Raw genomic sequence first — 24,201 nt, 5'->3', positions numbered from 1 at the left:
CGGACATCACCACGTGACGGGAACGTGCTGCGGGCCGCAGTCCATGAGAACGGTCCGCCACGGCAACTGCTCCGGCGGCGTGGACAGCCGAAGGCCGGGAAATTGGGCGGTGAGCGCGACGAAGACCGCTTGGAGCTCGATGCGCGCCAGGGCGGCACCGAGGCAGTGGTGCGGCCCGTACCCGAAGCTCAGGTGCGGATTGGGTCGCCGAGTGATGTCGAACCGGTGCGGCTCGGGGAAGCGAGCGGGGTCGTTGTTGGCCGCTTCCAACGACGCAAGCACGGTCTCTCCTACTCGAATCTCCACGTCGCCGAGCCGCACGTCCGCATGCGCGACGCGCGGCGTGATCTCGGCGTTCCGGCCGGTCTGGTGCCGCAGGACCTCCTCGACCGCCGGAGCGACCAGATCCGGATCACGGGAGAGCTCGGCGTACTCGCCACTGGCGAGCAGCAGCACGGTACCGATGCTGATCGCGTGCGACGTCGTGGCGTATCCGGCGAGGAGGAGGGCGATGGCCATGGTTGCCAACTCAGGTTCACTGAGCTTGTCCCCATCGTCCTCGCGGATCCCGATCAAAGTGCTGAGCAGGTCCGCGCCGGGGTCCGCCTGCTTCGCAGCGACCAGACCAAGCACGTAGTCCTGCAGCTTCGCCCACGCCGCACCGCCTCCGGGCTCATCAGATCCATCGTGACCACCGCATCCACCCGGTCCCGGAAGGCATCCCGTTCCACCTCGGCGATTCCGAGCAATTCGCCAATCACTGCGAGGGGCAGCGGGATCGCCAGTGCTTCGACCAGATCGACCGGCCCGGCCCGGCGGGACATGTCGGCCAACAGCGATGCAGCGATCTCACCGACCCGCGCTCGCATGCCCGCCAGGTAGCGCGGAGTGAACGCCTTCGACACCAAGCTCCGCAATCGGGTGTGCCCGGGCGGATCCTGGAACAACGAGTCGTTCGAGCCCGCTCGGCCGGGCGGTTCGACGCCGAACCTGTTATCCGACAACACCTTGCGCACATCGTCGTAGCGCGTGACCAGCCAGGCGGGGCCGATCTCCGGCACCTCCACGCGGGCAACGGGTGAGTTCTTCCGCAGCCGCGCGTACTCGCGGGGCACCGCGAACGCGCTCGGACGGCCGAAGGGGTACGAGGGATATTTCGTCGTCGGCATGCAAACCCCCATCTCGCGTGCCGCGCCCCAGTGCGCGGCGGTACCGTGGCGACAGACGGGAATCTAATACATAGTGAACTAGGTACACAATATGACGGACGAACCAGTTGTGCCGTTCGCCATGCTCGGCAAGCTGTGGGACGTAGCGCTGCTGCTGGCCGACGGCGTCGAACGCGGACTCGCTGAACGCGGCTTGAGCCGAGCGCGAGCCAACGTGCTCTGGCAGCTCTACCAGCGCGGACCGTCGACCCAACGCGAGATCAGCCGCGCACTCGAGGTAACCCCGCGAAACGTCACCGGTTTGCTCGACGCACTCGAGGACGGCGGCTTCGTCGCCCGCCACGCGCACCCGACAGATCGGCGAGCGACACTGGTCGATCTCACCGACGAAGGGCACGCCATGCTGACCGAGATGCACCACCGGGCGGACCGGGCAGCCGCGGACCTCTTCGGCGACGTTCCCGCAGCAGAGCTGGCGATCTTCCACCGCCTGCTCGACCACGTCGGAGACCGCCTTCGCACCCAACCGGACGACGACAACACCTGAAGGAGCAGGTCGGCCGGCTGCGCCGTTGGCGTGATCGCTCCAAGCCCAGCGGTGGCGAGGGCGCGCCGAATAGACTCCGGGCATGGCACAGTCGCCGACTTCGTCCGAGCTCGCCGATGCGGTCCGGGATGACCGGTCGCTGCGGCGGTTCCTGCACGGCTTGCCCGGTGTCGACCAGGTCGGGCTGGAGCAGCGGGCCGCCGGGCTCGGCACCCGGAGCATCAAGAAGGACGCCAAACTCCAGGCGATCGACACCGCGATCTCGATGGTCGACCTGACCACGCTCGAAGGCGCGGACACCGAGGGCAAGGTCCGCGCGCTGTGCGCCAAGGCGCGCCGCCCGGACCCGGCGCGACCGGACACCCCGCAGGTCGCCGCCGTCTGCGTCTACTCCGACCTGGCCGCGACCGCGGTGCGGGCGTTGGAAGGCACCGGCATCCACGTCGCCTCGGTCGCCACCGCGTTCCCGGCGGGCCGCGTGGCGCAGGCCATCAAGCTGGCCGACGTGGAGCACGCGGTGGCCGCCGGAGCCGACGAGATCGACATGGTGATCGACCGCGGCGCGTTCCTGTCCGGCCGGTACGGGCAGGTCTTCGAGGAGATCAAGGCCGTCAAGGCCGCCTGCGGCGACGCGCACCTGAAGGTCATCCTCGAGACCGGCGAGCTGGCCACCTACGACAACGTGCGGCGGGCGTCCTGGCTGGCGCTGCTGGCCGGCGGCGACTTCATCAAGACCTCCACCGGCAAGGTCTCCCCGGCCGCGACCCTGCCCGTGACGCACCTGATGCTGCAGGCGGTCCGCGACTGGCGCGACACCACCGGCGAACTGCGCGGTGTCAAACCGGCGGGCGGGATCCGCAACACCAAGGACGCGATCCGCTACCTGGTGGCCGTGCACGAGGTCGCCGGTCCGGAATGGCTCACCCCCGAGCTGTTCCGCTTCGGCGCGTCCAGCCTGCTCAACGACCTGTTGATGCAGCGGCGCACCCAGCTCGACGGCCACTACAGCGGCCCCGACTACGTGGCGGTGGACTGATGATCGAAACCCCGTGGGAGTACGCGCCCGCCCCCGAGTCGCGGGACATCGCGAACCTCAAGCCCAGCTACCGGATGTTCGTCGACGGCGAGTTCGCCGACGGCGGCGGTGAGCCGCTCAAGAGCATCAACCCGGCCACCGAGGAGGTGCTCGCCGAGGTCGCCGGCGCCGATCAGTCCGATGTGGATAGGGCGGTGCGGGCGGCGCGGCGGGCCTTCGACCAGACCTGGTCGACGATGCCGGGCACCGAGCGCGCCAAGTACCTGTTCCGGATCGCCCGGTTGATCCAGGAGCGCGGCCGCGAACTCGCGGTGCTGGAAACCCTGGACAACGGCAAGCCGATCAAGGAGTCCCGGGACTCCGACATCCCGACGGCCGCCGCGCACTTCTTCCACCACGCCGGCTGGGCCGACAAGCTCGCCCACGCTGGTTACGGCCCCGACCCGCGGCCGCTCGGCGTGGCCGGGCAGGTCATCCCGTGGAACTTCCCGCTGCTGATGCTGGCCTGGAAGATCGCCCCGGCGCTGGCCTGCGGCAACACGGTGGTGCTCAAGCCCGCCGAGACCACGCCGCTGAGCGCCCTGGTGTTCGCCGAGATCTGCCAGCAGGCCGGGCTGCCGCCGGGTGTGGTGAACATCGTCCCCGGCGCCGGGGACATCGGTGCCGCGCTGGTCGCCCACGACGGCGTCGACAAGGTGGCGTTCACCGGATCCACCGAGGTCGGCAAGCAGATCCAGCGCACCGTCGCCGGTACCGGCAAGAAGCTGACGCTGGAGCTCGGCGGCAAGGCCGCCAACATCGTGTTCGACGACGCGCCGCTGGACCAGGCCGTCGAGGGCATCGTGAACGGGATCTTCTTCAACCAGGGCCACGTCTGCTGCGCGGGCTCGCGGCTGCTGGTGCAGGAGTCGATCGCCGACGAGCTGCTGGAGAAGCTGCAGGCGCGGGTGCAGACGCTGCGCGTGGGCGACCCGCTGGACAAGAACACCGACGTCGGCGCGATCAACTCGGCCGAGCAGCTGGCCAAGATCACCGAACTGGCCGACAGCGGCGACGCCGAGGGCGCGCAGCGCTGGACCAGCTCGTGCCCGCTGCCGGAACGCGGGTTCTTCTTCTCCCCCACGGTGTTCTCCGACGTGCAGCAGTCGATGCGGATCGCCCGCGAGGAGATCTTCGGCCCGGTGCTGTCGGTGCTGACGTTCCGCACCCCGGCCGAGGCCGTCGCCAAGGCGAACAACACCCCGTACGGCCTGTCCGCCGGGATCTGGACCGACAAGGGCTCGCGGATCCTGTGGGCGGCGCAGCAGCTGCGGGCCGGGGTGGTGTGGGCGAACACCTTCAACCGCTTCGACCCGACCGCCCCGTTCGGCGGCTACCAGGAATCCGGATTCGGCCGGGAAGGCGGCCGAGCCGGTTTGGAGGCGTACCTCGATGTCTGACACCTCGGAGCGGCTTGCCGTGGCCAAGACCTACAAGCTCTACATCGGCGGATCCTTCCCGCGCTCGGAGTCCGGCCGGGTGTACCCGGTGCGCAGCGCGGACGGCGAGTTCCTCGCCAACGCCGCGCACGCGTCCCGCAAGGACGTCCGCGACGCGGTCGCCGCCGCGCGCAAGGCGTTCCCCGGCTGGTCCGGCGCGACGGCCTACAACCGGGGCCAAGTGCTGTTCCGGATCGCCGAGGTGATGGAGGGCCGGCGCGACCAGTTCGCCGCCGAAGTCGCCGCCGCGGAAGGTGTTTCGGCCGATCAGGCGCAGTCCATCGTGGACACGGCGATCGACCGGGTGGTCTGGTACGCGGGCTGGACGGACAAGATCTCGATGGTCCTCGGCGCGGCGAATCCCGTGGCGGGACCGTACTTCTCGTTCAGCGTGCCGGAACCGACCGGCGTGGTCGGCGTGCTCGCGCCGCAGGAATCCGCGCTGCTCGGCCTGATCAGCGTGGTGGCGCCGGTGCTCGCGGCCGGCAACACCTGCGTGGTGGTGGCCAGCGCGGACCGGCCGCTGCCCGCGGTGACCCTCGCCGAGGTGCTGGCCACCTCGGACGTCCCCGGCGGCGTGGTCAACGTCCTGACCGGTCAGGCGGCCGAGCTCGGCCCGTGGCTGGCCTCGCACGCCGACGTCAACGCCCTGGACCCGACCGGCGCCCCGGCGGACCTGCGCGCGGAACTCGGGCGCGCGGCGGCGGAAACGGTGAAGCGGGTGCTCCCGGTCCGCGGCGAGCCGGACTGGACCCGCGAGCCGGACATCCAGCGCCTCCGCGCCTTCACCGAGGTCAAAACCGTCTGGCACCCCGTCGGCACCTGACCCCGGCTCCTGGACTTCCGCAAATTCAATGGAAATCAGACGTCCGATTTCCATTGAATTTGCGGAAGTTCTCCACAACACCCACGACCTGTCCACACCCTCCGGCGTGTCCGGCACCCGGCACACCTCGTGGGACCACAGTTTCAATTGAAACTGTGTTCAGTCGCGACTGAAACATCTAGCCGCGGTGGACATCGCTGGGTTCGGCGGAGTCAGCTGACCTTCGGGTAGACCACTCGACCTCGGCGGGCCGCACGGACCATGAAGGCGATGGCCCCTGCGAGCGCCAGCGCACCGAGGACGCCTGCGCCCCAGCGCGGCAGCTCGTACAGCGGGGTCACGTCGTCGAAGAACTGGCCGGCGAGGTACTGGGCCAGGATGCCCAGCCCGAACGCCGCGATCGCCGCAAACCCGTAGGCCTTGTTCGCCGCCTTCGCCGTGTACGCCTTGAACACCAGCAAAGTCCCGGCAACGAACAGCACCAGCAGGGACAGCAGGGCCACGGTGTCCTTCAGCGTGTAGGCGATCGAGTCGGTTCGCTCGAACAGCGCGTCCAGCAGGAAGTCCGAGCCGAACATGGTCAGCGCTGCCGTCGCCAGCACGCTGATCGCGATTCCCAGCGTGGACGACTTGCCCGCGCCGTCCAGCTGCTCGGCGACCTGCGCGGCGTACTCGCGGGGCTTCCCGAAGGCTTCGGCCGGGTCCTCCCCGGTCTCCCGGACGTGCGCCTCGACCTCGGCCAGCACCTCTCCGACGTGCTCCCCGGAGATCTCGTGCATCCGCAGCGCGAGCAGCAGCTCGTCGCGGTACTTCTCGTCAAGCGCCATCACGACTGCACCCCTCGTTCCACAACGGAGATCGAGTTCTTCGCGAACTCGACCCACTTGGGCCCCTGTTCGGCGAGCACCGCGCGCCCTTCGTCGGTCAGCGCGAAGAACTTCCGACCGGGCCCGCCTTCCCCAGCCCGCCACTCAGCGCTCAGCAACCCATCGGCAGCAAGCCGGTTGAGCAGCGGATAGAGCGTCCCGGCCTTCATCCCCGGCAAACCGGCCTCGGCGAGCCGCTGCAGCAGCGTGTACCCGTACCCCTCGCCGCCCTCGGCCAGCAGTGCCAGCACAGCGAGGTCGAGCACGCCGCGCAGCCACTGCGCCTGCCGCCCGGAGACCGTCCTGTCCGCCATGCCAACACTGTAGCGCCAACTAGTAGGCGTCACAAACTAGTCGGCGACATGGACCCTAGGTCCGATCAACACACCCCTGCCCAAAAGAGCTAACCCGCACCGAGGCTCCCCTCGGGCGCACGCAGCCTCGGAACCTGCAGTTTCAATTGAAACTGTGATCCGCCGTGCCTGGGATTTACAGTTTCAATTGAAACTGCGGTTCTGTACCAGACCTCACCTGGCGACGGAGCAGCAGTTGATGTCACCTGGAAGTGAGCGGTTGGGCGATCAGCGGATTTGCCAGTCGAGGCGGCCGTCTTCGGTGATCGTCGGGTAGCTGTGGCCCGCCGGGACTCCTTCGGCCAGGGCTCGGCGGACGTCGGACAGCATCGCCGCGACACCCTTCCACTCGGGGCGGAGGACTTGGGCCGCTTCCTGCTCCCACTCCAGGACGCAGCCGTGCAGCGGCCCTGGGCGCAGGTCCACCACCAGTTCGTCGGCGAAACCGTCGCCGGCGATCGGGATCCAGGCAGGGTGGAAGCTCGAACCCGGCGAGCCCGCGTAGTAGTCGCAGGCCGGGCGCTCCCACTGAGCGGCCCAGTGTTTGCGGTGATCGCGCCACGCCTGGAGAGCTTCGGCCGCGCTGTAGGGCGTGTAGAACGGCGGCAGGACGTCAGCGAGCACGTCCGCGTCGGTACCCCCGCAGGACAGCCACAGCTCGCGGAGTTCGGCCGGGATCTCGACGGCGAACTCCCCCTCCAGCTCGGCCAGGTCCGGGGGCACGGGCGGGCGCAACGACGCTGCGGTGACCGGCGCGTGCTCCGACAACCAGCGCACGATCTCGGTCCACAGCTCCGTGACGTCCATTCCGATCATGATCGCCCGGCGGACGTCGGAGGGGTACCGCCAAAGGTGACCTCGAGCCCCGCTGCGCCGAACAGCCCAACCGCGTTGGGACGCATCCACCACACCGACGACTGATCGTTACGAATTGTTCCGTCGACCGTTGCACTCCCCGGGCTCGATACGGTGACAGCTGGACCGGGGAACACGCAGCGAACGGACAACCCGTAGGCTTCCGCGAGGTCTGGTTCGGTGACCGGAGGTAGAGAGATGGCGCACGACATCGTCCCCATCGAGCTCGGGCTGCCGCAGGGCGACGTCGTCACCCTGTGGGCGCCGCGCTGGCGCGAGGACGGCGAGGAGTGGGAAGCGTTCCTCGGACACGAGGACGACCTCTACGCGTTCCCCGACGCCGCGCACCTGGCAGCGTTCGTGCGCACCGCGAAGGAGCACGACCTCGACGACCACCCGGCGTGGCACGTGGTGCCCCAGCTCGCCGCCGAGGACCTGAACCCGGACGAGGACCACCAGTACGACCTGGTGGGCGTCCCGGAGCTGGTGGCCGAGCCGCTGGACACCTGGACCGTCGGCGAACTCGCCGACATCGTCGAGATCGCCCGCTCGCTGGCCGACGTCTGCGAGCTGGACGCGGTGCACGAGGTGCTGGACTCCGCCGACGGCTTCGCCATCCTCGACCAGGGCACCTTCGCCTTCTCCGGCAAGGACGGGCAGCGCCGCTGGACCGAGCTGTGCAAGGTCGTCGTGGAGCGCTGGGACGAGGTCCTGGACGCCATCGACGCCGTCGTCACCACCCCGGAGGTGCCGGCCGACGCGGTCGCCGCCGCCGAGACCGAGCTCGCCGAGTCCTTGGAGGCCGACACCGAGGAGGAGGCGGACACCTCCGACGAGTCCGACGTGGACGAGATCGAGGAGGTCGAGCTCGGCTTCTGGGGCGAGGTCGGCATCGACCCGATCCGCATCATCACCAGCACCGGCGAGCACTACTCGCTGCGCTGCTACCTCGACGACGACCCGGTCTTCCTGGGCAGCGGCGGGAAGATCGACGTGTTCCCGAGCGCCCGCGCGCTGGCCCGGTTCGTCGCCGACGACGACGCGGTGTCCGGCACCGACCTGGAGCGGGTCTCGACCTGGTCGCAGGTGCGGGACAAGGCCACCGCCGGTGAGCTCGAGGTCGAGGTCGACGACGACAACACCTACGTGCTGACCGGCCTGGACGCCGACCTCGGCAGCGGTCCGTCCGATGTGGACCCGACGCAGCTGGACCTGGCCGAGGAACTGCTGATGGATGCGGCGGCCTGGGCCGGCGACACCAGCGTCGAGCAGGCGCTGCAGCCGTCGGAGCGGCTCGGCTGGCTGGTCTCGTTCATCCTGCGCCCCAGCCCGAACCGGCTGCCCCCGAGCGGCCCGTTCGACACCGAGGTCGAATCCTGGCGCAAACTGGTCGAAGACCTGGAGGAGCGTTTCCGCTCGCACTGACCCGAACTCGAGAAAGCGCGCACTTCTTCATCGGAGGTGCGCGCTTTTTCGGTTTCCGGATTCGAACGGGGATCAGGCGGCGGCCAGGAGTTCGCCGGGGGCTGCGAGGCGGCGCTGGGCCGGTTCGCCGCGGCAGACCTGGGTGTAGGCCTCGCGCAGGCCCTTCCGGGCGCGGTAGGTCAGCGCTGCCGCGCTGTTCCGGCTGATCCCGAAGTACCTGCCGACCTCCGCCGGGGTCTGCTTCTCGACCTCCACGCACCACAGCACGTGGCGCCAGCGGCGCGGGAGCCGGGAGAAGGCCTGCTTGACCAGGTTGCGCTCCAGCTCCGCCACCGCGGGATCGACGAACGGCAGGGTTTCGTCCAGATGGGAGCCGTCGAGCTCGGCGGCCAGGAAGACGCGGCGATCACGGCTGCTGGCCGCGGCCGCGAGGTTCCGGATGGTGGTGAGCAGGTAGGCGCGGAAGGCGGTGACCGGTCCAGCACCGCGCTGGAGGACGTCGAGGATGTTGGCGAACGCCTCGGACACCAGGTCGTCCACATCGGCGGGGGTCGCCGCGACCTGCTTGGCCATGGTCCGCGCTGCGGCGCGGTGCCGGGCATAGAGCTCGGCGAACGCTGCGGACGAGCCGGATCGAACCGCTTCGAGCAGTGTTCCGTCGTCGCCCGCGTACATGGTTCCCCTCAGCCTTTGCACCGGTGAGGGGCGCCGCCAAGGGGGTGGTCAACGCCCCTCACCGAATACGCCCCCGCTGCGAAAGATGTTCGCGAAACCGCTGGCATAGGACAAGATGGAATATTTCAGATAGTGATTCCTCCCAGGTGGGAAGGATTTCCGCGCTCGAAAGTCACCCGACCGTGGGAAAGTCGCCGACGACCGCGACCGTCCTGGAGATCTCCCCGGCGGCCGTGCGCAACGGGTTCTCGAAGGAATCGGTGGCGGTGAGCTTGCGCGCCGGGAACGAAATCGCCAGCGTCATCGGCGAGGCGGTGCCCACGACCGGCGCGGCCATGCACGCCGTGCCGAGCGAGTACTCCTCAGAATCGGTGACGACCGCGTTCTCCGGACCGTCTATCAATTCGTGGGTCCGGGTGATCGTGCGCGGGGTGAGGTCCGCCGGCGGGTAGCGGTCGAGGTGGTCCGCGCGCTCTTCCCGGCTCAGCCCGGACAGCAGGCACTTCCCGATCGCGGTGGCGTGCGCGGCTTCCTTGAAAGCGGCCCAGGTGTCCACCCGCGGGTTGCGCGGGCTGTCGACGATGTCGGCCACGACCACGTCACCCTCGTGGTAGTGGGCCAGGTAGACCGCCGCGTTCAGGTCGTCGCGGAGCTCGGTCATCACCGAGCGGATCCGGCTGCGCAGGACCTGGTCCTGCGCAGCCGAATGCAGCCCGGCGACCTGGGAACCGACGATGAACGCGCCGTCGTCCAGCTTCTCGAGGTAGCCCTCGTGGGCCAGGGTGCGCAGCAGGTGGTACGTGGTCGGCAGCGCGATCCCGGTCCGCCTGGACAGGTTCTTCGCCGTGGTGCCAGACGGCTGCTCGCTCACGGCCTCCAACAACCGAAGCGCGCGCTGCACCGACGTGATCAGCGTTGGCTCGCCACCCCGTGCCACCGTGTCCCTCCCCGGGAGTCCCCGGCGCCGCTGTCCTCGCGCCTACCACGAATCGCGTTCAGGACTGGCAGTATCCAATGCCGCCGATCCGAACGCAGCACCTTATGCGCAAAAAGCGATGCAGCAATTAGTCCAGCAGTGCCGCGTAGCCCGGCTTGATCACGTCGTTGATCAGCTCGAGGCGCTCGTCGAAGCCGAGGAACGACGACTTCATCGCGTTCACCGTGAACCACTGCATGTCCTCCCAGCCGTAGCCGAAGGCCTCGTGCAGCGCGGCGAACTCGCCCGACATCGAGCAGTGGCTCATCAGCCGGTTGTCGGTGTTCACCGTGACGCGGAAGCGCAGCTTCGCCAGCAGCCCGATGGGGTGCTCGGCCATCGACTCGGCCGCCCCGGTCTGCAGGTTCGACGACGGGCACATCTCCAGCGGGATCCGCCGGTCCCGGACGTAGGACGCCAGGCGGCCCAGGTGCACCGAGCCGTCCTCGTCGACCTTGATGTCGTCGACGATGCGGACGCCGTGCCCGAGCCGTTCCGCGCCGCAGTGCTGGATGGCTTCCCAGATCGACGGAAGCCCGAACGCCTCACCAGCGTGAATCGTGAAATGCGCGTTCTGCTGGCGCAGGTATTCGAACGCGTCCAGGTTCCGGGTGGGCGGGAATCCCGCCTCCGGTCCGGCGATGTCGAAACCGACGACTTCCGCGTCCCGGTACCGGACCGCGAGCTCGGCGATTTCCAGCGACCGCGCATTCTGCCGCATGGCGCACAGCAAGGTACCGATTCGGATACGTTTTCCGGCGGCGGCTACGCGGCGTTCACCTTCCCGGAATCCGTCCTGGACGGCCTGCACGATCTGGTCGAGCGTCAGCCCGCCGTCCTGGAAGAGCTCCGGGGCGTAGCGCACCTCGGCGTAGACCACGCCGTCCTCGGCCAGGTCCTCGACGCACTCGGCCGCGACCCGGATCAGCGCCTCCTCCGTCTGCATCACCGCGACGGTGTGCGCGAAGGTCTCCAGGTACCGCTCCAGCGAACCCGAATCCGCCGCAGCTTCGAACCATCGTCCCAGTTCAGCGGCGTTGTCGTGGGGCAGCTCGGAATACCCGGCAGCATGCGCCAGATCGATCACGGTCTGGGGCCGCAGGCCACCGTCGAGGTGGTCGTGCAGCAGTACCTTGGGCGCCTGCCGGATGGAGTTCAGGTTCACCGGAGTCGACATGCATCCACGTTACAGGGCGCCGATGGCCGCACCACGGACAGCTACCAGCGACAGCCCTGCGAAAACTTCGGGAACAGCGGGTTTCCGGGGCACGCCGAACCGGACAACCGTCCCGCAAAACTCACTCGGACGGATCCCGAATACAACGCTTATCGCAGCGAACGGCGAGTCGGCTGGACTTTTCGGCGGAACAATGCTGCTCCAAATGGATCCATGCCCCGTCAGGTAATCACGCAATGTATCGGGGGGCGCCTGGGAACGCTGGAACAGAGTGGCTAGGCTCGGCGAGTCCTCATCCCCCCTCGACGAAGGACGCCCCTAGCCGTGACCGAGAACATGTCGTTCGACCGCATGCGCAACATGCTCACGCGTGCGGCTGAGATCCGCGAGAGCGAACAACAGCAGATCTTCGACGCACTGGACGAGATCCACGCCCGGCTCTCCCCGCTGGAGTCGCTGGGTTCCGTGCGGAAACGCCTGAGCGAGCTGCCGGACCGCACCGAAGTCAGCGTGCTGGCCGAACGACTCGACGAAGCGCTGGCCAAGCTCGAGGCGCACGACGGCTCGCTGCTCGAGCTGAAGGGCTCCGTCGACGGTCTGGTCGACAAGCTCGCCAAGCCCTTCGCCCAGCTGGACGGTCGGCTCGACGGAGTCGGCGGGCGGATGGACGGCGTGGTCGGCCGGATGGACGGCCTGGAGGACAAGCTCGGCCACATCCACAAGCGCCTGGACGAGCTGGGGCTGCACCTGGACAAGCAGGACGGCCGCCTCGAGTCGCTGCCCGCGACGCTGCACGGCCCGGTCCGCGAGCGCATCGACTCGCTGGAGACCAGCCTGCGCGGCCGCTTCGCCGAGATCGACGAGGGCGTCCACGAGCACCTCGACGGCACCCGCGAGGCCCTGCAGCGCGCGGTCACCGAGTCCACCGGCAACGCGCAGAACGCGCTGTCCGACGCCGTGGCCGGCACCCGCGACCAGATCGACGCCAAGCTGGACCAGCTCGCGGCCCGCCCGGCGGTGGACCCGACCGACAAGCTGGACAAGCTGGCCGACCGCCTGGGGCAGCTCACCGACCGGCTGGACCAGGTCACCGCGCGCCTCGACCAGGTCGAGGACAACGTCAACACCCGCATCGACACCGTCGAGCAGGGCTTCACCAACCGCCTCGACACCGTCGAGGAAGGCGTCAAGACGGGTCTGGGCGACCTCGGCGGCACGCTGTCGAAGAACCTCACGCAGCTGTCGGGCACGCTCGCGTCCCGCCCGGACAGCGACTCGCTGAACGCCCTGGTCCGCGAGGCCAACGAGGAGAGCGAGCGGCGCCACGCCGGGCAGCTCGACGAGGCCATGGCCACCTTCGCCGAGCTGATCCTCGGCGGCAGCGCGCCGTCGGCCCCGCCGCCGCCCACCACGCTCCCCCGCCAGCAGCGCCGCGGCCGCTCCAAGAGCGCCAAGCGCGACACCACGGACAAGGCTCTGACCGACGGCGAAGAGGACTTCACCGCCGAGAGCGCCTGATTCCAGGCTCTGCGCGGCGGCGCGGGTAGTGCCCGAGCCGCCGCGCATCAGCTGAGTCAGCTGTTCGCAGCCACTCGATCCAGGATCAGCGGCGTCGACTTCCGGTCGGCGCCGCTGATTTCGTATGCGCCGGCCAGTGCCTCTCTGGCGCCCGCGACGGTTTCGGGCCGGTCGGTGTGCAGTTCCAGCAGCGGCTGGCCAGCGCTGATCCGATCGCCCGGCTTGGCCAGGCACAGCACCCCGGCGGCGTGCTCGACGTCGTCCTCCTTGCGGGCCCGTCCCGCACCCAGCCGCCATGCCGCGATGCCCACCGCGAACGCGTCGAGCTCGGCGAGCACACCGCCCTCCGGCGCGGTGATCACGTCGACGTGCCGCGCGCGTGGCAGTTCCGCTTCGGGATCTCCGCCCTGGGCCCGGATCATCCGGCACCACGAGTCGTAGGCACGACCATCCGACAAGACCTCCGCGGGGTCCACATCGGACAGTCCAGCGTGGTCGAGCATCTCGAGGGCCAGGGCGAGGGTCAGCTCCACGACGTCCGGTGGACCACCACCGCGCAGAACGTCCACCGCCTCGGCCACTTCCAGCGCATTGCCGACCGCGCGCCCCAGCGGGACGGACATGTCGGTGATCAGCGCGCTGGTCCGCAACCCGTTCGCGGCACCGATCTCCACGAGTGCGGTGGCCAGGTCCCGCGCCTGGCCGGGTTCCTTCATGAAGGCGCCGGAGCCGCACTTGACGTCCAGCACCAGCGACTGCACGCCCTCGGCGATCTTCTTGCTCATGATGGAGCTGGCGATCAGCGGGATCGACTCGACCGTGCCCGTCACGTCCCGCAGGGCGTAGAGCTTCCGGTCGGCCGGCGCCAAACCCTCCGTCGCCGCGCACACCACCGCGCCGACGTCGTCGAGCTGCGCGCGGATCTCCTCGTCGGAGAGCTGCGCCCGCCACCCGGGGATCGACTCCAGCTTGTCGAGCGTGCCGCCGGTGTGCCCCAAACCGCGCCCGGACAGCTGTGGCACGGCGGCACCGCACGCGGCGACCAGCGGGGTCAGCGGCAGGGTGATCTTGTCCCCGACGCCACCGGTGGAATGCTTGTCCACAGTGGGTTTTCGCACCCCGTCGAGCGCTAACACCTCACCGGAAGCGACCATCGCGGCGGTCCAGCGCGCGGTCTCCGCCGCCGTCATGCCGCGCAACAGGATGGCCATCGCCAACGACGCCATCTGCTCGTCGGCGATCTGGCCGCGCGTGTAGGCGTCGACCACCCAGTCGATCTGCTCATCGCTGAGCCGCCCGCCATCGCGCTTCGCCCGGATCACATCAACCGCGGAATGCATCCCAGCCACCTCCAGCTCGAAGAAACCCCTCGCATGTATAGAGGCGCGAACCCCTCCCACAGATACATCCCGAACGAGTGATCTACCCAGAAGTCCTGGTCAGAGCGGCAAATTCTGCCGCGCCTACAACTCGAAGGCGTCGGGGAGGACTTCGGTCATCGGGAGGATTCCTCGCGGGGTGTCGACCAGGCAGTCCGGGCCGCCCAGCTCCTGGAGGACCTGGCGGCAGCGGCCGCAGGGCATCAGGAGGTCCCCGGTGCCGCTCCGGCAGGCCACCGCGACGAAGCGGCCCCCTCCGGTCAGGCGGAGCTGACCGGCCATCGTGCACTCCGCGCACAGGGTGACGCCGTAGGAACCGTTCTCAACGTTGCAGCCGGTCACGACCCTGCCGTCGTCGCACAGGGCCGCCGCACCCACCTGCAGGTTCGAGTACGGGCAGTACGCCATCGATGCGGCCTTCACCGCCTCGGCGCGCAGCAATTCCCAGTCCACTGCGGTCACTAGTCCGCCCCTCTGCGGTACTGCAGGCCGTTCGCCGCAGGTGGTCGCAGCCGCTGCGATGCCGCGCCCAGCACCACCAGCGTCACCAGATGCGGGGTGTAGGCGGTGAGCTCCTCGGGCAGCGAATCGGTGTACCAGTACACCGAGTACATCACCGCCGCGGCGACCAGCGCGATACCGGCGGCGAACCAGCTGCGCCGCCACACCTGCACCGCCGCGACCACCACGAGCAGCAGCGTCGCACCGTAGAACAGCGCGTGCACGCTGGTCTCGCCGCTGCGCAGCTGCAGGCCGTCGGAGTAGCCGAACAGCGCCGCACCGCCGAGCAGACCGCCCGGCCGCCAGTTGCCGAAGATCATCGCGGCCAGGCCGATGTAGCCGCGGTTGTTGGTCTGGCCCTCCAGGTAACCCGCCTGGCCGGGGTTGAGGATCAGCGCCGCACCACCGATCCCGGCCAGCGCGCCGGAGATGATGACCGCCAGGTACTTGTAGCGGTAGACGTTGACGCCCAGGGATTCGGCCGCGACCGGGTTCTCCCCGCAGGAGCGCAGGCGCAGGCCGAACGGCGAGCGCCACAGCAGCAGGTAGCTGGCGGGCACCAGCAGGTACGCCAGCATCGTCAGCGGCGAGACCTCGGTGACCAGACCGCCGAGGATGCCCGCGAGGTCCGAGATGCCCACCCGCTGCAGGTCTTCGAGCTGTTCCAGCCAGGTGCCCAGCGGTTGCGCGGAGTAGGTGTCGAACTTCGGCACCATGGGCGATTCCCGCGGGTTCCGCGAGATCGGCTCGAACACCAGCGTCGACAGGTACTTCGCGATGCCCGCGCCGAGCAGGTTGATCGCCACACCGGACACGATGTGGTTGACGCCGAAGGACACCGTCGCGATCGCGTGCACCAGGCCGCCCAGCGCGCCGAACACGGCCGCCGCGACGAGCCCGGCGAGCGGTCCCCACTGGTAGCCGGCCCAGGCGCCGCCCCAGGTGCCGAGGATCATCATGCCCTCGAGGCCGATGTTGATGACCCCGGCGCGCTCGGCCCACAGGCCGCCCAGCGCGGCCAGCAGGATCGGGATGCCCAGGCGCACCGCGGACTGCACGGTGCCCGACGAGGTCAGCTGCGGCACGCCGGTCTGGTACGAGGCGATCGCCACCGCCGTGAACGCGACGACCACCCAGAGCACGACGCGCGCCCAGCCGGGCATCGGGCGTCGAGCCGCCTTGTGCGAAGTCTTCTCCGGTTCGGTGCTCAGCGCGGTCGTCATGCCCGCTCACCTCCGGTGGCGACCGGCTCGCCGGTCCCCAGCGCGCGGCCGACCCGCCGCTGCTCGGCGGCGAGTTCGCGGCGGCGCACCAGCTCGTAGGCCACGACCACGGACAGCACGATGGTGCCCTGCAAGATGGTCACGATCTCCTTCGGCACCCCGATGTTGTCCAGCGTCAGCGAGCTCTTGTCCAGGAAGGCCCACAGCAGCGCGCCGAACGCGATGCCGATCGGGTGGTTGCGGCCCAGCAGCGCGATGGCCAGGCCGGCGAACCCGTAGCCGATCGGGAAGTTGACGGTGAAGGTGTGGTCGCGGCTCAGGATCTCCGGCAGCCCGGCCACCCCGGCGATGGCACCGGAGATCAGCATCGCCGACATGATCATGCGCTTGGAGTCGACGCCGCCGGCCCGAGCGGCGGTCGGCGACAGGCCCGATGCGCGCAGCTGGAAGCCGTAGCGGGTGCGGTCGACGAGCACCGCGTACCCGACGCCCACCGCCACCGACAGCAGCACCAGCCCGAACACCGTCCCGGCACCGCCCAGCGGAATCCCCGGCACCCAGCCGGATTCCGGGATGATCGCGGTGCCCTGCATGTTGCCGCGCATCTCGCCGAAGTCCTGCACGAGGTAGGCGATGAGCCCGATGGACAGGGTGTTGAGCATGATCGTGGAGATCACCTCGGACACCCCGCGGTAGACCTTCAGCACCGCCGCGATCCCGCACCACAGCGCACCGGTGACCGCGCCGACCACGACGACCAGCAGCGCGTGCAGCCCGAACGGCAGGCTGACCGCGCCGCCGACGATCGCCGCCACGCAGGCGCCCAGCCGGTACTGGCCCTCGATGCCGATGTTGAGCAGGTTCATCTGGAACCCGATCGCGGCGGCGATGGCGACCAGGTAGTAGCTGCCCGCGGTGTTGACCACGTCCACCGCGGTCGTCCCGCGGCCGACCTGGGTGACCATCTCCAGCAGCGTGTCGACCGGGTTCGCGCCCGAGAACACCAGCACCGCGCTGCACAGCACGGTCGCGAAGACGATCGCCAACGCCGCGGGGAGCAGGCGTGTCCGCCAGTTGTTCATGCGCATTCCGCCTCTCCGCGATTCACAGTGGTGGTTGCCTCCGAAAGCGACCTCACGTTTCGCGGTTTCCTGTGGCTGAGTCGCGTCACGTTCCCCTGAGGTGCGGTTGGGCACGAACCCACTCCTGCGGCAGTTCCGCCTTTCCGTGGTTCCCCTGAGGTGCGGTCGGGCACAGAGCGACTCATGCGACCTCACCGTCCCTGGCGCCGGTCATCGCAGCGCCGAGTTCTTCCGGGGTCACCGAGGTCGGGTCCGCTTCGGCGACCAGACGGCCGCCGAACATCACCCGGATGGTGTCGGACAGGCCGATCAGCTCGTCCAGATCGGCGGAGATCAGCAGCACCGCCAGTCCTTCCGCGCGGGCGGCGCGCAGGTGGTCCCAGATGACGGCCTGGGCGCCGACGTCCACGCCGCGGGTCGGGTGCGCCGCGATCAGCAGCACTGGGTCACCGGAGAGCTCCCGGCCCACCACGAACTTCTGCTGGTTGCCGCCGGAGAGCGCGGCCGCGTCGACCTCGATGCCCGGGGTTCGGACGTCGAACTGCTCGACGATGCGCACCGAGTCGGTCCTCGCGCCCTGCCGGTCCAGCCACTTGCCGCGGGCGACCGGGCGGCGGGTCTGGTGACCGAGGATGCGGTTGTACCAGAGCGGTTCGTCGAGCAGCAGGCCCTGCCGGTGCCGGTCCTCGGGCACGTAACCGATGCCCGCTTCGCGGCGGGCCAGCGTGGGCAGGCCGGTCAGGTCGCGCTCGCCGAGGGCGATCCGGCCCGAGTCGACCGGGCGCATGCCCATGATCGCCTCGACCAGTTCGGTCTGGCCGTTGCCCTCCACCCCGGCGATGCCGACCACCTCGCCGGCCCGCACCACCAGGTCCACGTCGGACAGCACCGCCCGGTCCTGCTCCGATGCGGACAGTCCGGAGAGGACGAGCACTTCGCGATCGGTCACCGTGGACTCGCCGCGCTCGGGCACCGGGAGCTCGCTGCCGACCATCATCTCGGCCAGCCGCTGGCTGGTGACCTCGCCGGTGGGCACGGTGCCGACGGTGGTGCCGCGGCGCAGGACCGTGATCGTGTCGGCGATCGCGCGCACCTCGTCGAGCTTGTGCGAGATGAACAGGAACGTGAAGCCCTGCTCGCGCATGGTGCGCAGGGTCGCGAACAGCTCGTCGACCTCCTGCGGCACGAGCACCGCGGTGGGCTCGTCCAGGATGATGATCCGCGCGCCGCGGTAGAGGACCTTGAGGATCTCGACGCGCTGCCGGTCGGCGACGCCGAGGCGTTCGACCAGCACGTCCGGGCGAACTTCGAAACCCGCCCGGGAAGCCAGTTCCCGCACCTCGCGGCGGGCTTTCGCGCCGATGCCGTGCGCGCCCTCCGCGCCGAGCACGATGTTCTCCAGCACGGTCAGGTTGTCGGCCAGCATGAAGTGCTGGTGCACCATGCCGATCCCGGCGCGGATCGCCTCGGCCGGGGTGCGCAGCCGCACCTCCTCGCCGCGGACCCGGATCGTGCCGGAGTCCGGGGCCTGCATGCCGTAGAGGATCTTCATCAGGGTCGACTTGCCGGCCCCGTTCTCGCCGCACAGCGCGTGGACCTCGCCGGCGCGCACCGACAGGTTCACGTCGGAGTTGGCGACCACGCCGGGGAAGGCCTTCGTGATGCCGGTCAGCTCGACGGCCGGCGGATCACCGGATTCCGGTTCGGTGGCGGTGTTCATGGCGCTCCAGGGGACGTCGTCTCGCAGCGGCGAAGCGAACGGACGCTCAACAATGGACGGTTTCGGCCCCGGCGCAACCTCGTTGGCGCGAAACCGCCACCGCCTGGGTGAAACCTCCGCGCGGCGGTTCCGCGCGGGACCCGCGCGGAACCGCCGTCGAACGTCACGGCTTGTCGGAGACCTTGATGTCGCCGTTGGCGATGGCGTTGCGGTAGGCGTCCACCACCGGCACCAGGTCGTCGACCTTGCCGCCGGACTTGGAGTAGCCGACGCCGTCGATGGCCAGGTCGAACTTCTTCGGCAACGAGCCCAGGTCGTCGCGGGCGACCGCGGAGATGTAGTCGTACACCGCGAGGTCGACGCGCTTGAGCATGGACGAGATGATCACGTCCTTGGACTCGGCCACGGTCGGCTGGTTGTACTGGTCGGAGTCCACGCCGATCGCCATCGCCCCGGACTGCTTGACCGACGAGAACACGCCCTTACCGGAGGCGCCCGCGGCGTGGTAGATCACGTCCGCGCCCTCCTCCAGCTGGCCGGTCGCGATCTCGGCGCCCTTGTTCGGGTCCTGGAAACCGCTGAAGTCGCCCGCCGGGGTCAGGTACTTGCTGTCGATCTTGATCGACGGCGCGGCGGCCTTGGCGCCCGCCTCGAACCCGGCCTGGAACTTCTGGATCAGCGGGGTCCGCACCCCGCCGACGAAACCGACCTGGCAGTTCTTCGACCGGTGCGCGGCGATCACGCCGACCAGGAACGAGCCCTGCTCCTCGGCGAAGACCAGCGGGGTGACGTTGGGCACGCCGTCGACCTGCTCGTCGATGATCGCGAACTTGGTGCCGGCGAACTCCGGCGCGACGGCTTTGATGGCGTCCGCGTAGGCGTAGCCGACGGCGATCACCGGGTTGTAGCCCTCGCGCGCCAGCTGCCGCAGGCGGGTCTGCTTGGCGTCCTCGGACTCACCGGCACCGGCGTCGAGCTCCTTGACGTCGGAGAAGCCCATCTCGGACTTCGCCCGGTCCAGCCCGGCCACCGAGGCGTCGTTGAACGAGGCGTCGCCGCGCCCGCCGATGTCGAAGGCCAGCCCGACCCGCATGTCCTTGGCGTTCGGCGGGGCCGGCGGCGGCTGCGGCGGGTTCGGCGCCGGGGCTCCGGCCGGCGGCGCGGTGAGCTGACATCCCTGACCGCTGGCGTTGTTCCCGCCACCCCCTCCGCTGTCCTTCGCGCAGCCGGAGAGCGCGAGCGCTCCGGTGAGCAGCACGGCCACCGCGGTGGCCGTTCGTGAACGTCCGGCACCCGAGCGCCTCCATGTCGGCGTCCGCCGCATGCCGTTCCCCTTTCCTGTTGGTCCCACCGCGACGCCCCCAACCGCGCCCCTCCGGCATGCCGGAGAGATCCGGTTCCGGTAGAACTCCACTCGATGGTGTCGTCCTCGGTGGATTGTTCTTCCGGTTCGCGGCGCACGCCATTCGGTGACGTGGCTCTCGAAATTAAGTCTTGACGCCACCGAGTGGACATTGCTCGCGTGTCACGAAATGATTTCTACATCGATCAACCGGACCGGCCGGCTTGTCTGGTCGATCACAGAGAGCGCGGGCGAGTAGGCCTGGGTGTTTGGTCGGGTCTAGCATCCGATGCGTCAAGGCCCCTGTTCGTGGCCGGTGACGGGCGTGCACCCAATACCCATTGGGACCAACTGCGACTCGGGAGCCGGTCGCTCCTGTTCCCGAACGGGGCCGTCAGTCCACCAGCGAGGTTGGAGGCCTTCCACCATGGCCAGCACCACCGCCTCCGCGGCCGACGCACCGGAACGCGCCACCGAGGTGCGCGCCAAGGGGCGTCTCTACCGCGGCGATCTGGGCATGTGGTCGTGGGTCGCCCACCGGATCACGGGCGTACTCACCTTCTTCTTCTTGTTCGTGCACGTTCTGGACACCGCCCTGGTGCGGGTCTCGCCCAACGCGTACGACACGGTCATCGAGACTTACAAGCACCCGGTGATGATCCTCTTCGAGCTGGGTCTGCTGGCGGCCGTGATCTTCCACGCGTTCAACGGCATCCGCGTGATGCTCGTCGACTTCTGGTCCAAGGGCACCAAGTACCAGAAGCCGATGCTGTGGACCGTCCTGGTGCTGTGGCTCGTCCTGATCGTCCCGGCCGCGATCAGCCTGCTCAGCCGCGCCGTCAACGAGTTCTTCGGGGGTTGAGGGCAATGACCGTCACCGACGCACCGCTTTCCGTGGAGAAGCCGCGCTCCTCCTCCCGGCCCGCCGCCCGCCGCAACAACTTCGAGCTCTACAGCTGGTTGTTCATGCGGCTGTCGGGCGTGGTCCTGCTGTTCCTGGTCCTGGGCCACCTGCTGATCATGCTGTTCCTGGACGGCGGCGTGCAGCGGATCAACTTCGCCTTCGTCGCGGGTCGCTGGGCGTCCCCGTTCTGGCAGATGTGGGACCTGACGATGCTCTGGCTGGCCGGCCTGCACGGCGGCAACGGTCTGCGTACCGTCATCAACGACTACTCGCGCAAGGACGGCACGCGCTTCTGGCTGAAGATGCTGCTGTACGTCTCGGTCTTGCTGACCGTGGGTCTGGGCACCTTCGTCCTCTTCACCTTCGACCCGAACATCGGCTAGCCGCAGACGACCACATCGCGGCGAGGTCGTCGCCCGACCACGGACCTCGCCGCCGCCCGAGGAGGCGACCATGCAAATCCACAAGTACGACGTGGTCATCGTCGGCGCAGGAGGCGCCGGGATGCGCGCGGCGATCGAGTCCGGGCAGCGCGCCCGCACCGCCGTGCTGACGAAGCTCTACCCCACCCGTTCGCACACGGGCGCCGCCCAGGGCGGCATGTGCGCGGCGCTGGCCAACGTCGAAGAGGACAACTGGGAGTGGCACACCTTCGACACGATCAAGGGCGGTGACTACCTGGTCGACCAGGACGCCGCCGAGATCATGGCGAAGGAGGCCATCGACGCGGTCCTGGACCTCGAGAAGATGGGTCTGCCGTTCAACCGGACCCCCGAGGGCAAGATCGACCAGCGCCGGTTCGGCGGCCACACCCGCGACCACGGCAAGGCGCCGGTCCGCCGCGCCTGCTACGCCGCGGACCGCACCGGCCACATGATCCTGCAGACGCTGTACCAGAACTGCGTCAAGCACGGCGTGGAGTTCTACAACGAGTTCTACGTCCTGGACGTGATGCTCAGCGAGGGCCCGGACGGGCAGCAGGTCTGCACCGGCGCCATCGCCTACGAGCTGGCCACCGGCGAGATCCACGTCTTCCACGCCAAGGCGGTCATCTTCGCGACCGGCGGCTTCGGCAAGGTCTTCAAGACCACGTCGAACGCGCACACCCTGACCGGTGACGGCATGGGCATCGTCTACCGCAAGGGCCTGCCGCTGGAGGACATGGAGTTCTACCAGTTCCACCCGACCGGTCTGGCCGGCCTGGGCATCCTCATCACCGAGGGCGTCCGCGGCGAGGGCGGCATCCTCCGCAACGCCGACGGCGAGCGGTTCATGGAGCGCTACGCCCCGACCATCAAGGACCTCGCGCCGCGCGACATCGTCGCCCGGTCGATGGCCCTGGAGGTGCTGGAAGGCCGCGGTGCGGGTCCGAACAAGGACTACGTGCTGCTGGACGTCACGCACCTCGGCGAAGAGCTGCTCGAGGCGAAGCTGCCGGACATCATGGAGTTCTCCCGCACCTACCTGGGCGTGGAGCCGACCGAGGAGCCGGTGCCGGTCTACCCGACCGCGCACTACGCCATGGGCGGCATCCCCACCAACGTGGAGGGCGAGGTCCTCCGGGACAACGACAACGTCATCCCCGGCCTCTACGCCGCCGGTGAGTGCGCCTGCGTCTCGGTGCACGGCTCGAACCGCCTGGGCACCAACTCGCTGCTGGACATCAACGTGTTCGGCCGCCGGTCCGGCATCGCCGCCGCGGAGTACGCGAAGGCCCACGAGCACGTCGAGATGCCGGAGAACCCGACCAAGCTCGTCGAGGGCATGGTCGACCACCTGCGCACCGCGCACGGCGGCGAGCGGGTCGCCACGATCCGCACCGAGCTGCAGCAGACGATGGACGCCAACGCGTCGGTGTACCGCACCGAGGAGACGCTGAAGACGGCGCTGTCGGACGTGCAGGCGCTCAAGGAGCGCTACGGCCGGATCTCCGTGCACGACAAGGGCAAGCGGTACAACTCCGACCTGCTGGAGGCCATCGAGCTGGGCTTCCTGCTCGACCTGGCCGAGGCCCTGGTCAACGCCGCGCTGGCCCGCAAGGAGTCCCGCGGCGGGCACGCCCGCGAGGACTACACCGCCCGCGATGACGTCAACTTCATGCGGCACAGCATGCAGTACAAGGTGCTGCCGGAGAAGGAGGACCCGGACGCCCCGCTGGGGCTGACCGGTTTCCAGGCCGACATCCGGCTGGACTACAAGCCCGTCGTCGTCACCCGGTACCAGCCGATGGAGCGTAAGTACTGATGACCGCCGCCACCACGAACAACGAGACGACCCAGCTCCCGGACGACGCACCGCCGATCCCGGACGACGCCACGATGGTGACCGTCAAGATCCTGCGGTACAACCCGGAGACCGACGAGGAACCGCACTTCGAGGCGTACCGGATCCCGGCGCTGCCCTCGGACCGCGTGCTGAACCTGCTGCACTACATCAAGTGGTACGTCGACGGCTCGCTGACCTTCCGCCGGTCCTGCGCGCACGGCGTGTGCGGGTCCGACGCGATGCGGATCAACGGCGTCAACCGGCTGGCCTGCAAGGTCCTGATGAAGGACCTGCTGGTCAAGGGCGGCGAGACGACCCTGACCATCGAGCCGATCAAGGGCCTTCCGCTGGAGAAGGACCTGGTCGTCGACATGGAGCCGTTCTTCGAGGCCTACCGGTCGGTCAAGCCGTACCTGATGACCTCGGGCAACGAGCCGACCCGCGAGCGGGTGCAGTCGGTGGCCGAGCGGGCCCGGTTCGACGACACCACCAAGTGCATCCTGTGCGCGGCGTGCACCACGTCGTGCCCGGTGTACTGGTCGGACGGGAACTACTTCGGCCCGGCGGCGATCGTCAACGCGCACCGCTTCATCTTCGACAGCCGTGACGAGGGTGCCGAGGAGCGCCTCGACATCCTCAACGACGTCGACGGGGTGTGGCGCTGCCGCACGACCTTCAACTGCACGGACGCCTGCCCGCGCGGCATCCAGGTCACCAAGGCGATCCAGGAGGTCAAGCGCGCGCTGATGTTCCGGCGCCGCTGACCTTCCCGGCAAGAGCGGAACCGGCGCTCACCCCTCGGGGTGGGCGCCGGTTTTTCGTGCTCGGTGGAGCGGTCTGCAGCTGGTCAGGACCCGTGAGTCTTTTGGGCTGTCCTGGCGTCC

The 24,201-nt window shown here is 69.1% G+C and carries 24 protein-coding genes; 10 read left to right on the top strand and 14 right to left on the bottom strand.

Annotated elements, in window-relative coordinates; genetic code table 11:
- Positions 1-6 precede the first annotated feature (6 nt).
- Positions 7-576, bottom strand: a complete 570-nt coding sequence (locus ABTZ89_RS02735; protein WP_351039292.1) for a cytochrome P450 — start codon at positions 574-576, stop codon at positions 7-9.
- Positions 573-1,067, bottom strand: coding sequence for a cytochrome P450 family protein (locus ABTZ89_RS02730; protein ID WP_351039289.1), 495 nt, complete (start codon positions 1,065-1,067; stop codon positions 573-575). Before ABTZ89_RS02730 ends, ABTZ89_RS02735 begins: the two co-directional genes overlap by 4 nt.
- 193 nt (positions 1,068-1,260) lie before the next feature.
- Here ABTZ89_RS02730 and ABTZ89_RS02725 point away from each other — a divergent pair, with 193 nt between their 5' ends.
- The 4 genes from ABTZ89_RS02725 (at position 1,261) to ABTZ89_RS02710 (ending at position 5,056) form a co-directional block, all read left to right on the top strand.
- Entirely contained in the window at positions 1,261-1,716 is a 456-nt protein-coding gene (locus ABTZ89_RS02725; protein ID WP_351039286.1) for a MarR family winged helix-turn-helix transcriptional regulator, read from the top strand.
- Between the two features lie 82 nt (positions 1,717-1,798).
- Positions 1,799-2,752 (top strand): deoxyribose-phosphate aldolase, encoded by a 954-nt coding sequence (deoC, locus tag ABTZ89_RS02720; protein WP_351039283.1) that lies wholly within the window; start codon positions 1,799-1,801, stop codon positions 2,750-2,752.
- A complete protein-coding gene (locus ABTZ89_RS02715; RefSeq protein WP_351039280.1) occupies positions 2,752-4,191 on the top strand; it encodes an aldehyde dehydrogenase family protein in 1,440 nt (479 codons plus the stop codon). The genes deoC and ABTZ89_RS02715 overlap by 1 nt, the downstream gene beginning before the upstream one ends.
- The gene (locus ABTZ89_RS02710) at positions 4,184-5,056 is read left to right on the top strand and encodes an aldehyde dehydrogenase family protein (RefSeq protein ID WP_270948392.1); all 873 of its coding nucleotides are present in this window, start codon (positions 4,184-4,186) and stop codon (positions 5,054-5,056) included. Before ABTZ89_RS02715 ends, ABTZ89_RS02710 begins: the two co-directional genes overlap by 8 nt.
- Before the next feature lie 212 nt (positions 5,057-5,268).
- Here the strand turns inward: ABTZ89_RS02710 and ABTZ89_RS02705 are convergent, their stop codons facing one another.
- The 3 genes from ABTZ89_RS02705 to ABTZ89_RS02695 all read right to left on the bottom strand — a co-directional run bounded on the left by ABTZ89_RS02705 (position 5,269) and on the right by ABTZ89_RS02695 (position 7,082).
- Entirely contained in the window at positions 5,269-5,886 is a 618-nt protein-coding gene (locus ABTZ89_RS02705) for a hypothetical protein (RefSeq protein WP_351039277.1), read from the bottom strand.
- The gene (locus tag ABTZ89_RS02700; RefSeq protein WP_270948394.1) at positions 5,883-6,236 is read right to left on the bottom strand and encodes a PadR family transcriptional regulator; all 354 of its coding nucleotides are present in this window, start codon (positions 6,234-6,236) and stop codon (positions 5,883-5,885) included. Before ABTZ89_RS02700 ends, ABTZ89_RS02705 begins: the two co-directional genes overlap by 4 nt.
- Positions 6,237-6,503: 267 nt before the next feature.
- Positions 6,504-7,082 (bottom strand): SMI1/KNR4 family protein, encoded by a 579-nt coding sequence (locus tag ABTZ89_RS02695; protein ID WP_270948395.1) that lies wholly within the window; start codon positions 7,080-7,082, stop codon positions 6,504-6,506.
- A gap of 246 nt (positions 7,083-7,328) precedes the next feature.
- On the opposite strand from ABTZ89_RS02695, the gene ABTZ89_RS02690 reads away from it, so the two are divergent.
- Positions 7,329-8,555 carry a SatS C-terminal domain-containing protein gene (locus ABTZ89_RS02690; protein ID WP_351039345.1) on the top strand — a complete coding sequence of 409 codons (1,227 nt, stop codon included), beginning with the start codon at positions 7,329-7,331 and terminating at the stop codon, positions 8,553-8,555.
- A gap of 72 nt (positions 8,556-8,627) precedes the next feature.
- Here the strand turns inward: ABTZ89_RS02690 and ABTZ89_RS02685 are convergent, their stop codons facing one another.
- The 3 genes from ABTZ89_RS02685 to ABTZ89_RS02675 all read right to left on the bottom strand — a co-directional run bounded on the left by ABTZ89_RS02685 (position 8,628) and on the right by ABTZ89_RS02675 (position 11,383).
- A complete protein-coding gene (locus ABTZ89_RS02685) occupies positions 8,628-9,230 on the bottom strand; it encodes an RNA polymerase sigma factor (RefSeq protein ID WP_270948396.1) in 603 nt (200 codons plus the stop codon).
- A 172-nt stretch (positions 9,231-9,402) separates the two neighbouring features.
- Positions 9,403-10,167: an IclR family transcriptional regulator gene (locus ABTZ89_RS02680; RefSeq protein ID WP_351039272.1), complete on the bottom strand. Its 765-nt coding sequence runs from the start codon at positions 10,165-10,167 to the stop codon at positions 9,403-9,405.
- A 127-nt stretch (positions 10,168-10,294) separates the two neighbouring features.
- Positions 10,295-11,383 (bottom strand): adenosine deaminase, encoded by a 1,089-nt coding sequence (locus ABTZ89_RS02675; RefSeq protein ID WP_270948398.1) that lies wholly within the window; start codon positions 11,381-11,383, stop codon positions 10,295-10,297.
- Between the two features lie 324 nt (positions 11,384-11,707).
- Between ABTZ89_RS02675 and ABTZ89_RS02670 the strand changes: the two genes are divergently transcribed.
- Entirely contained in the window at positions 11,708-12,901 is a 1,194-nt protein-coding gene (locus ABTZ89_RS02670; protein ID WP_351039268.1) for an Mce/MlaD family protein, read from the top strand.
- Positions 12,902-12,957: 56 nt separating this feature from the next.
- Here the strand turns inward: ABTZ89_RS02670 and ABTZ89_RS02665 are convergent, their stop codons facing one another.
- From ABTZ89_RS02665 to ABTZ89_RS02640, 6 genes are all read right to left on the bottom strand, one after another.
- A complete protein-coding gene (locus ABTZ89_RS02665; RefSeq protein ID WP_351039265.1) occupies positions 12,958-14,241 on the bottom strand; it encodes a thymidine phosphorylase in 1,284 nt (427 codons plus the stop codon).
- Positions 14,242-14,364: 123 nt separating this feature from the next.
- Positions 14,365-14,742 (bottom strand): cytidine deaminase, encoded by a 378-nt coding sequence (locus ABTZ89_RS02660; protein WP_270948401.1) that lies wholly within the window; start codon positions 14,740-14,742, stop codon positions 14,365-14,367.
- Complete coding sequence (locus tag ABTZ89_RS02655) at positions 14,742-16,004, bottom strand: ABC transporter permease (RefSeq protein WP_351039262.1); 1,263 nt, start codon at positions 16,002-16,004, stop codon at positions 14,742-14,744. The genes ABTZ89_RS02660 and ABTZ89_RS02655 overlap by 1 nt, the downstream gene beginning before the upstream one ends.
- Positions 16,001-17,086, bottom strand: a complete 1,086-nt coding sequence (locus tag ABTZ89_RS02650) for an ABC transporter permease (protein ID WP_270948486.1) — start codon at positions 17,084-17,086, stop codon at positions 16,001-16,003. The genes ABTZ89_RS02655 and ABTZ89_RS02650 overlap by 4 nt, the downstream gene beginning before the upstream one ends.
- Before the next feature lie 181 nt (positions 17,087-17,267).
- Positions 17,268-18,806, bottom strand: coding sequence for an ABC transporter ATP-binding protein (locus ABTZ89_RS02645; RefSeq protein WP_270948403.1), 1,539 nt, complete (start codon positions 18,804-18,806; stop codon positions 17,268-17,270).
- Between the two features lie 163 nt (positions 18,807-18,969).
- Positions 18,970-20,130, bottom strand: a complete 1,161-nt coding sequence (locus tag ABTZ89_RS02640; RefSeq protein ID WP_502949505.1) for a BMP family lipoprotein — start codon at positions 20,128-20,130, stop codon at positions 18,970-18,972.
- Positions 20,131-20,575: 445 nt separating this feature from the next.
- On the opposite strand from ABTZ89_RS02640, the gene sdhC reads away from it, so the two are divergent.
- From sdhC to ABTZ89_RS02620, 4 genes are all read left to right on the top strand, one after another.
- A complete protein-coding gene (gene sdhC / locus ABTZ89_RS02635; RefSeq protein WP_270948405.1) occupies positions 20,576-21,010 on the top strand; it encodes a succinate dehydrogenase, cytochrome b556 subunit in 435 nt (144 codons plus the stop codon).
- Positions 21,011-21,015: 5 nt separating this feature from the next.
- The gene (locus tag ABTZ89_RS02630; protein ID WP_270948406.1) at positions 21,016-21,435 is read left to right on the top strand and encodes a succinate dehydrogenase hydrophobic membrane anchor subunit; all 420 of its coding nucleotides are present in this window, start codon (positions 21,016-21,018) and stop codon (positions 21,433-21,435) included.
- Positions 21,436-21,505: 70 nt separating this feature from the next.
- Entirely contained in the window at positions 21,506-23,296 is a 1,791-nt protein-coding gene (sdhA, locus tag ABTZ89_RS02625; RefSeq protein WP_351039254.1) for a succinate dehydrogenase flavoprotein subunit, read from the top strand.
- On the top strand, positions 23,296-24,081 hold the full coding sequence (locus ABTZ89_RS02620) for a succinate dehydrogenase iron-sulfur subunit (RefSeq protein WP_270948408.1): 786 nt from the start codon (positions 23,296-23,298) through the stop codon (positions 24,079-24,081). The genes sdhA and ABTZ89_RS02620 overlap by 1 nt, the downstream gene beginning before the upstream one ends.
- Positions 24,082-24,201 lie beyond the last annotated feature (120 nt).

This window comes from Saccharopolyspora sp. NPDC002686 (assembly GCF_040295745.1).
GTDB lineage: Bacteria > Actinomycetota > Actinomycetes > Mycobacteriales > Pseudonocardiaceae > Saccharopolyspora > Saccharopolyspora oryzae.
Note: the sequence above shows the minus strand (reverse complement) of the source record. Positions and strands in the feature narration are given on the sequence as shown.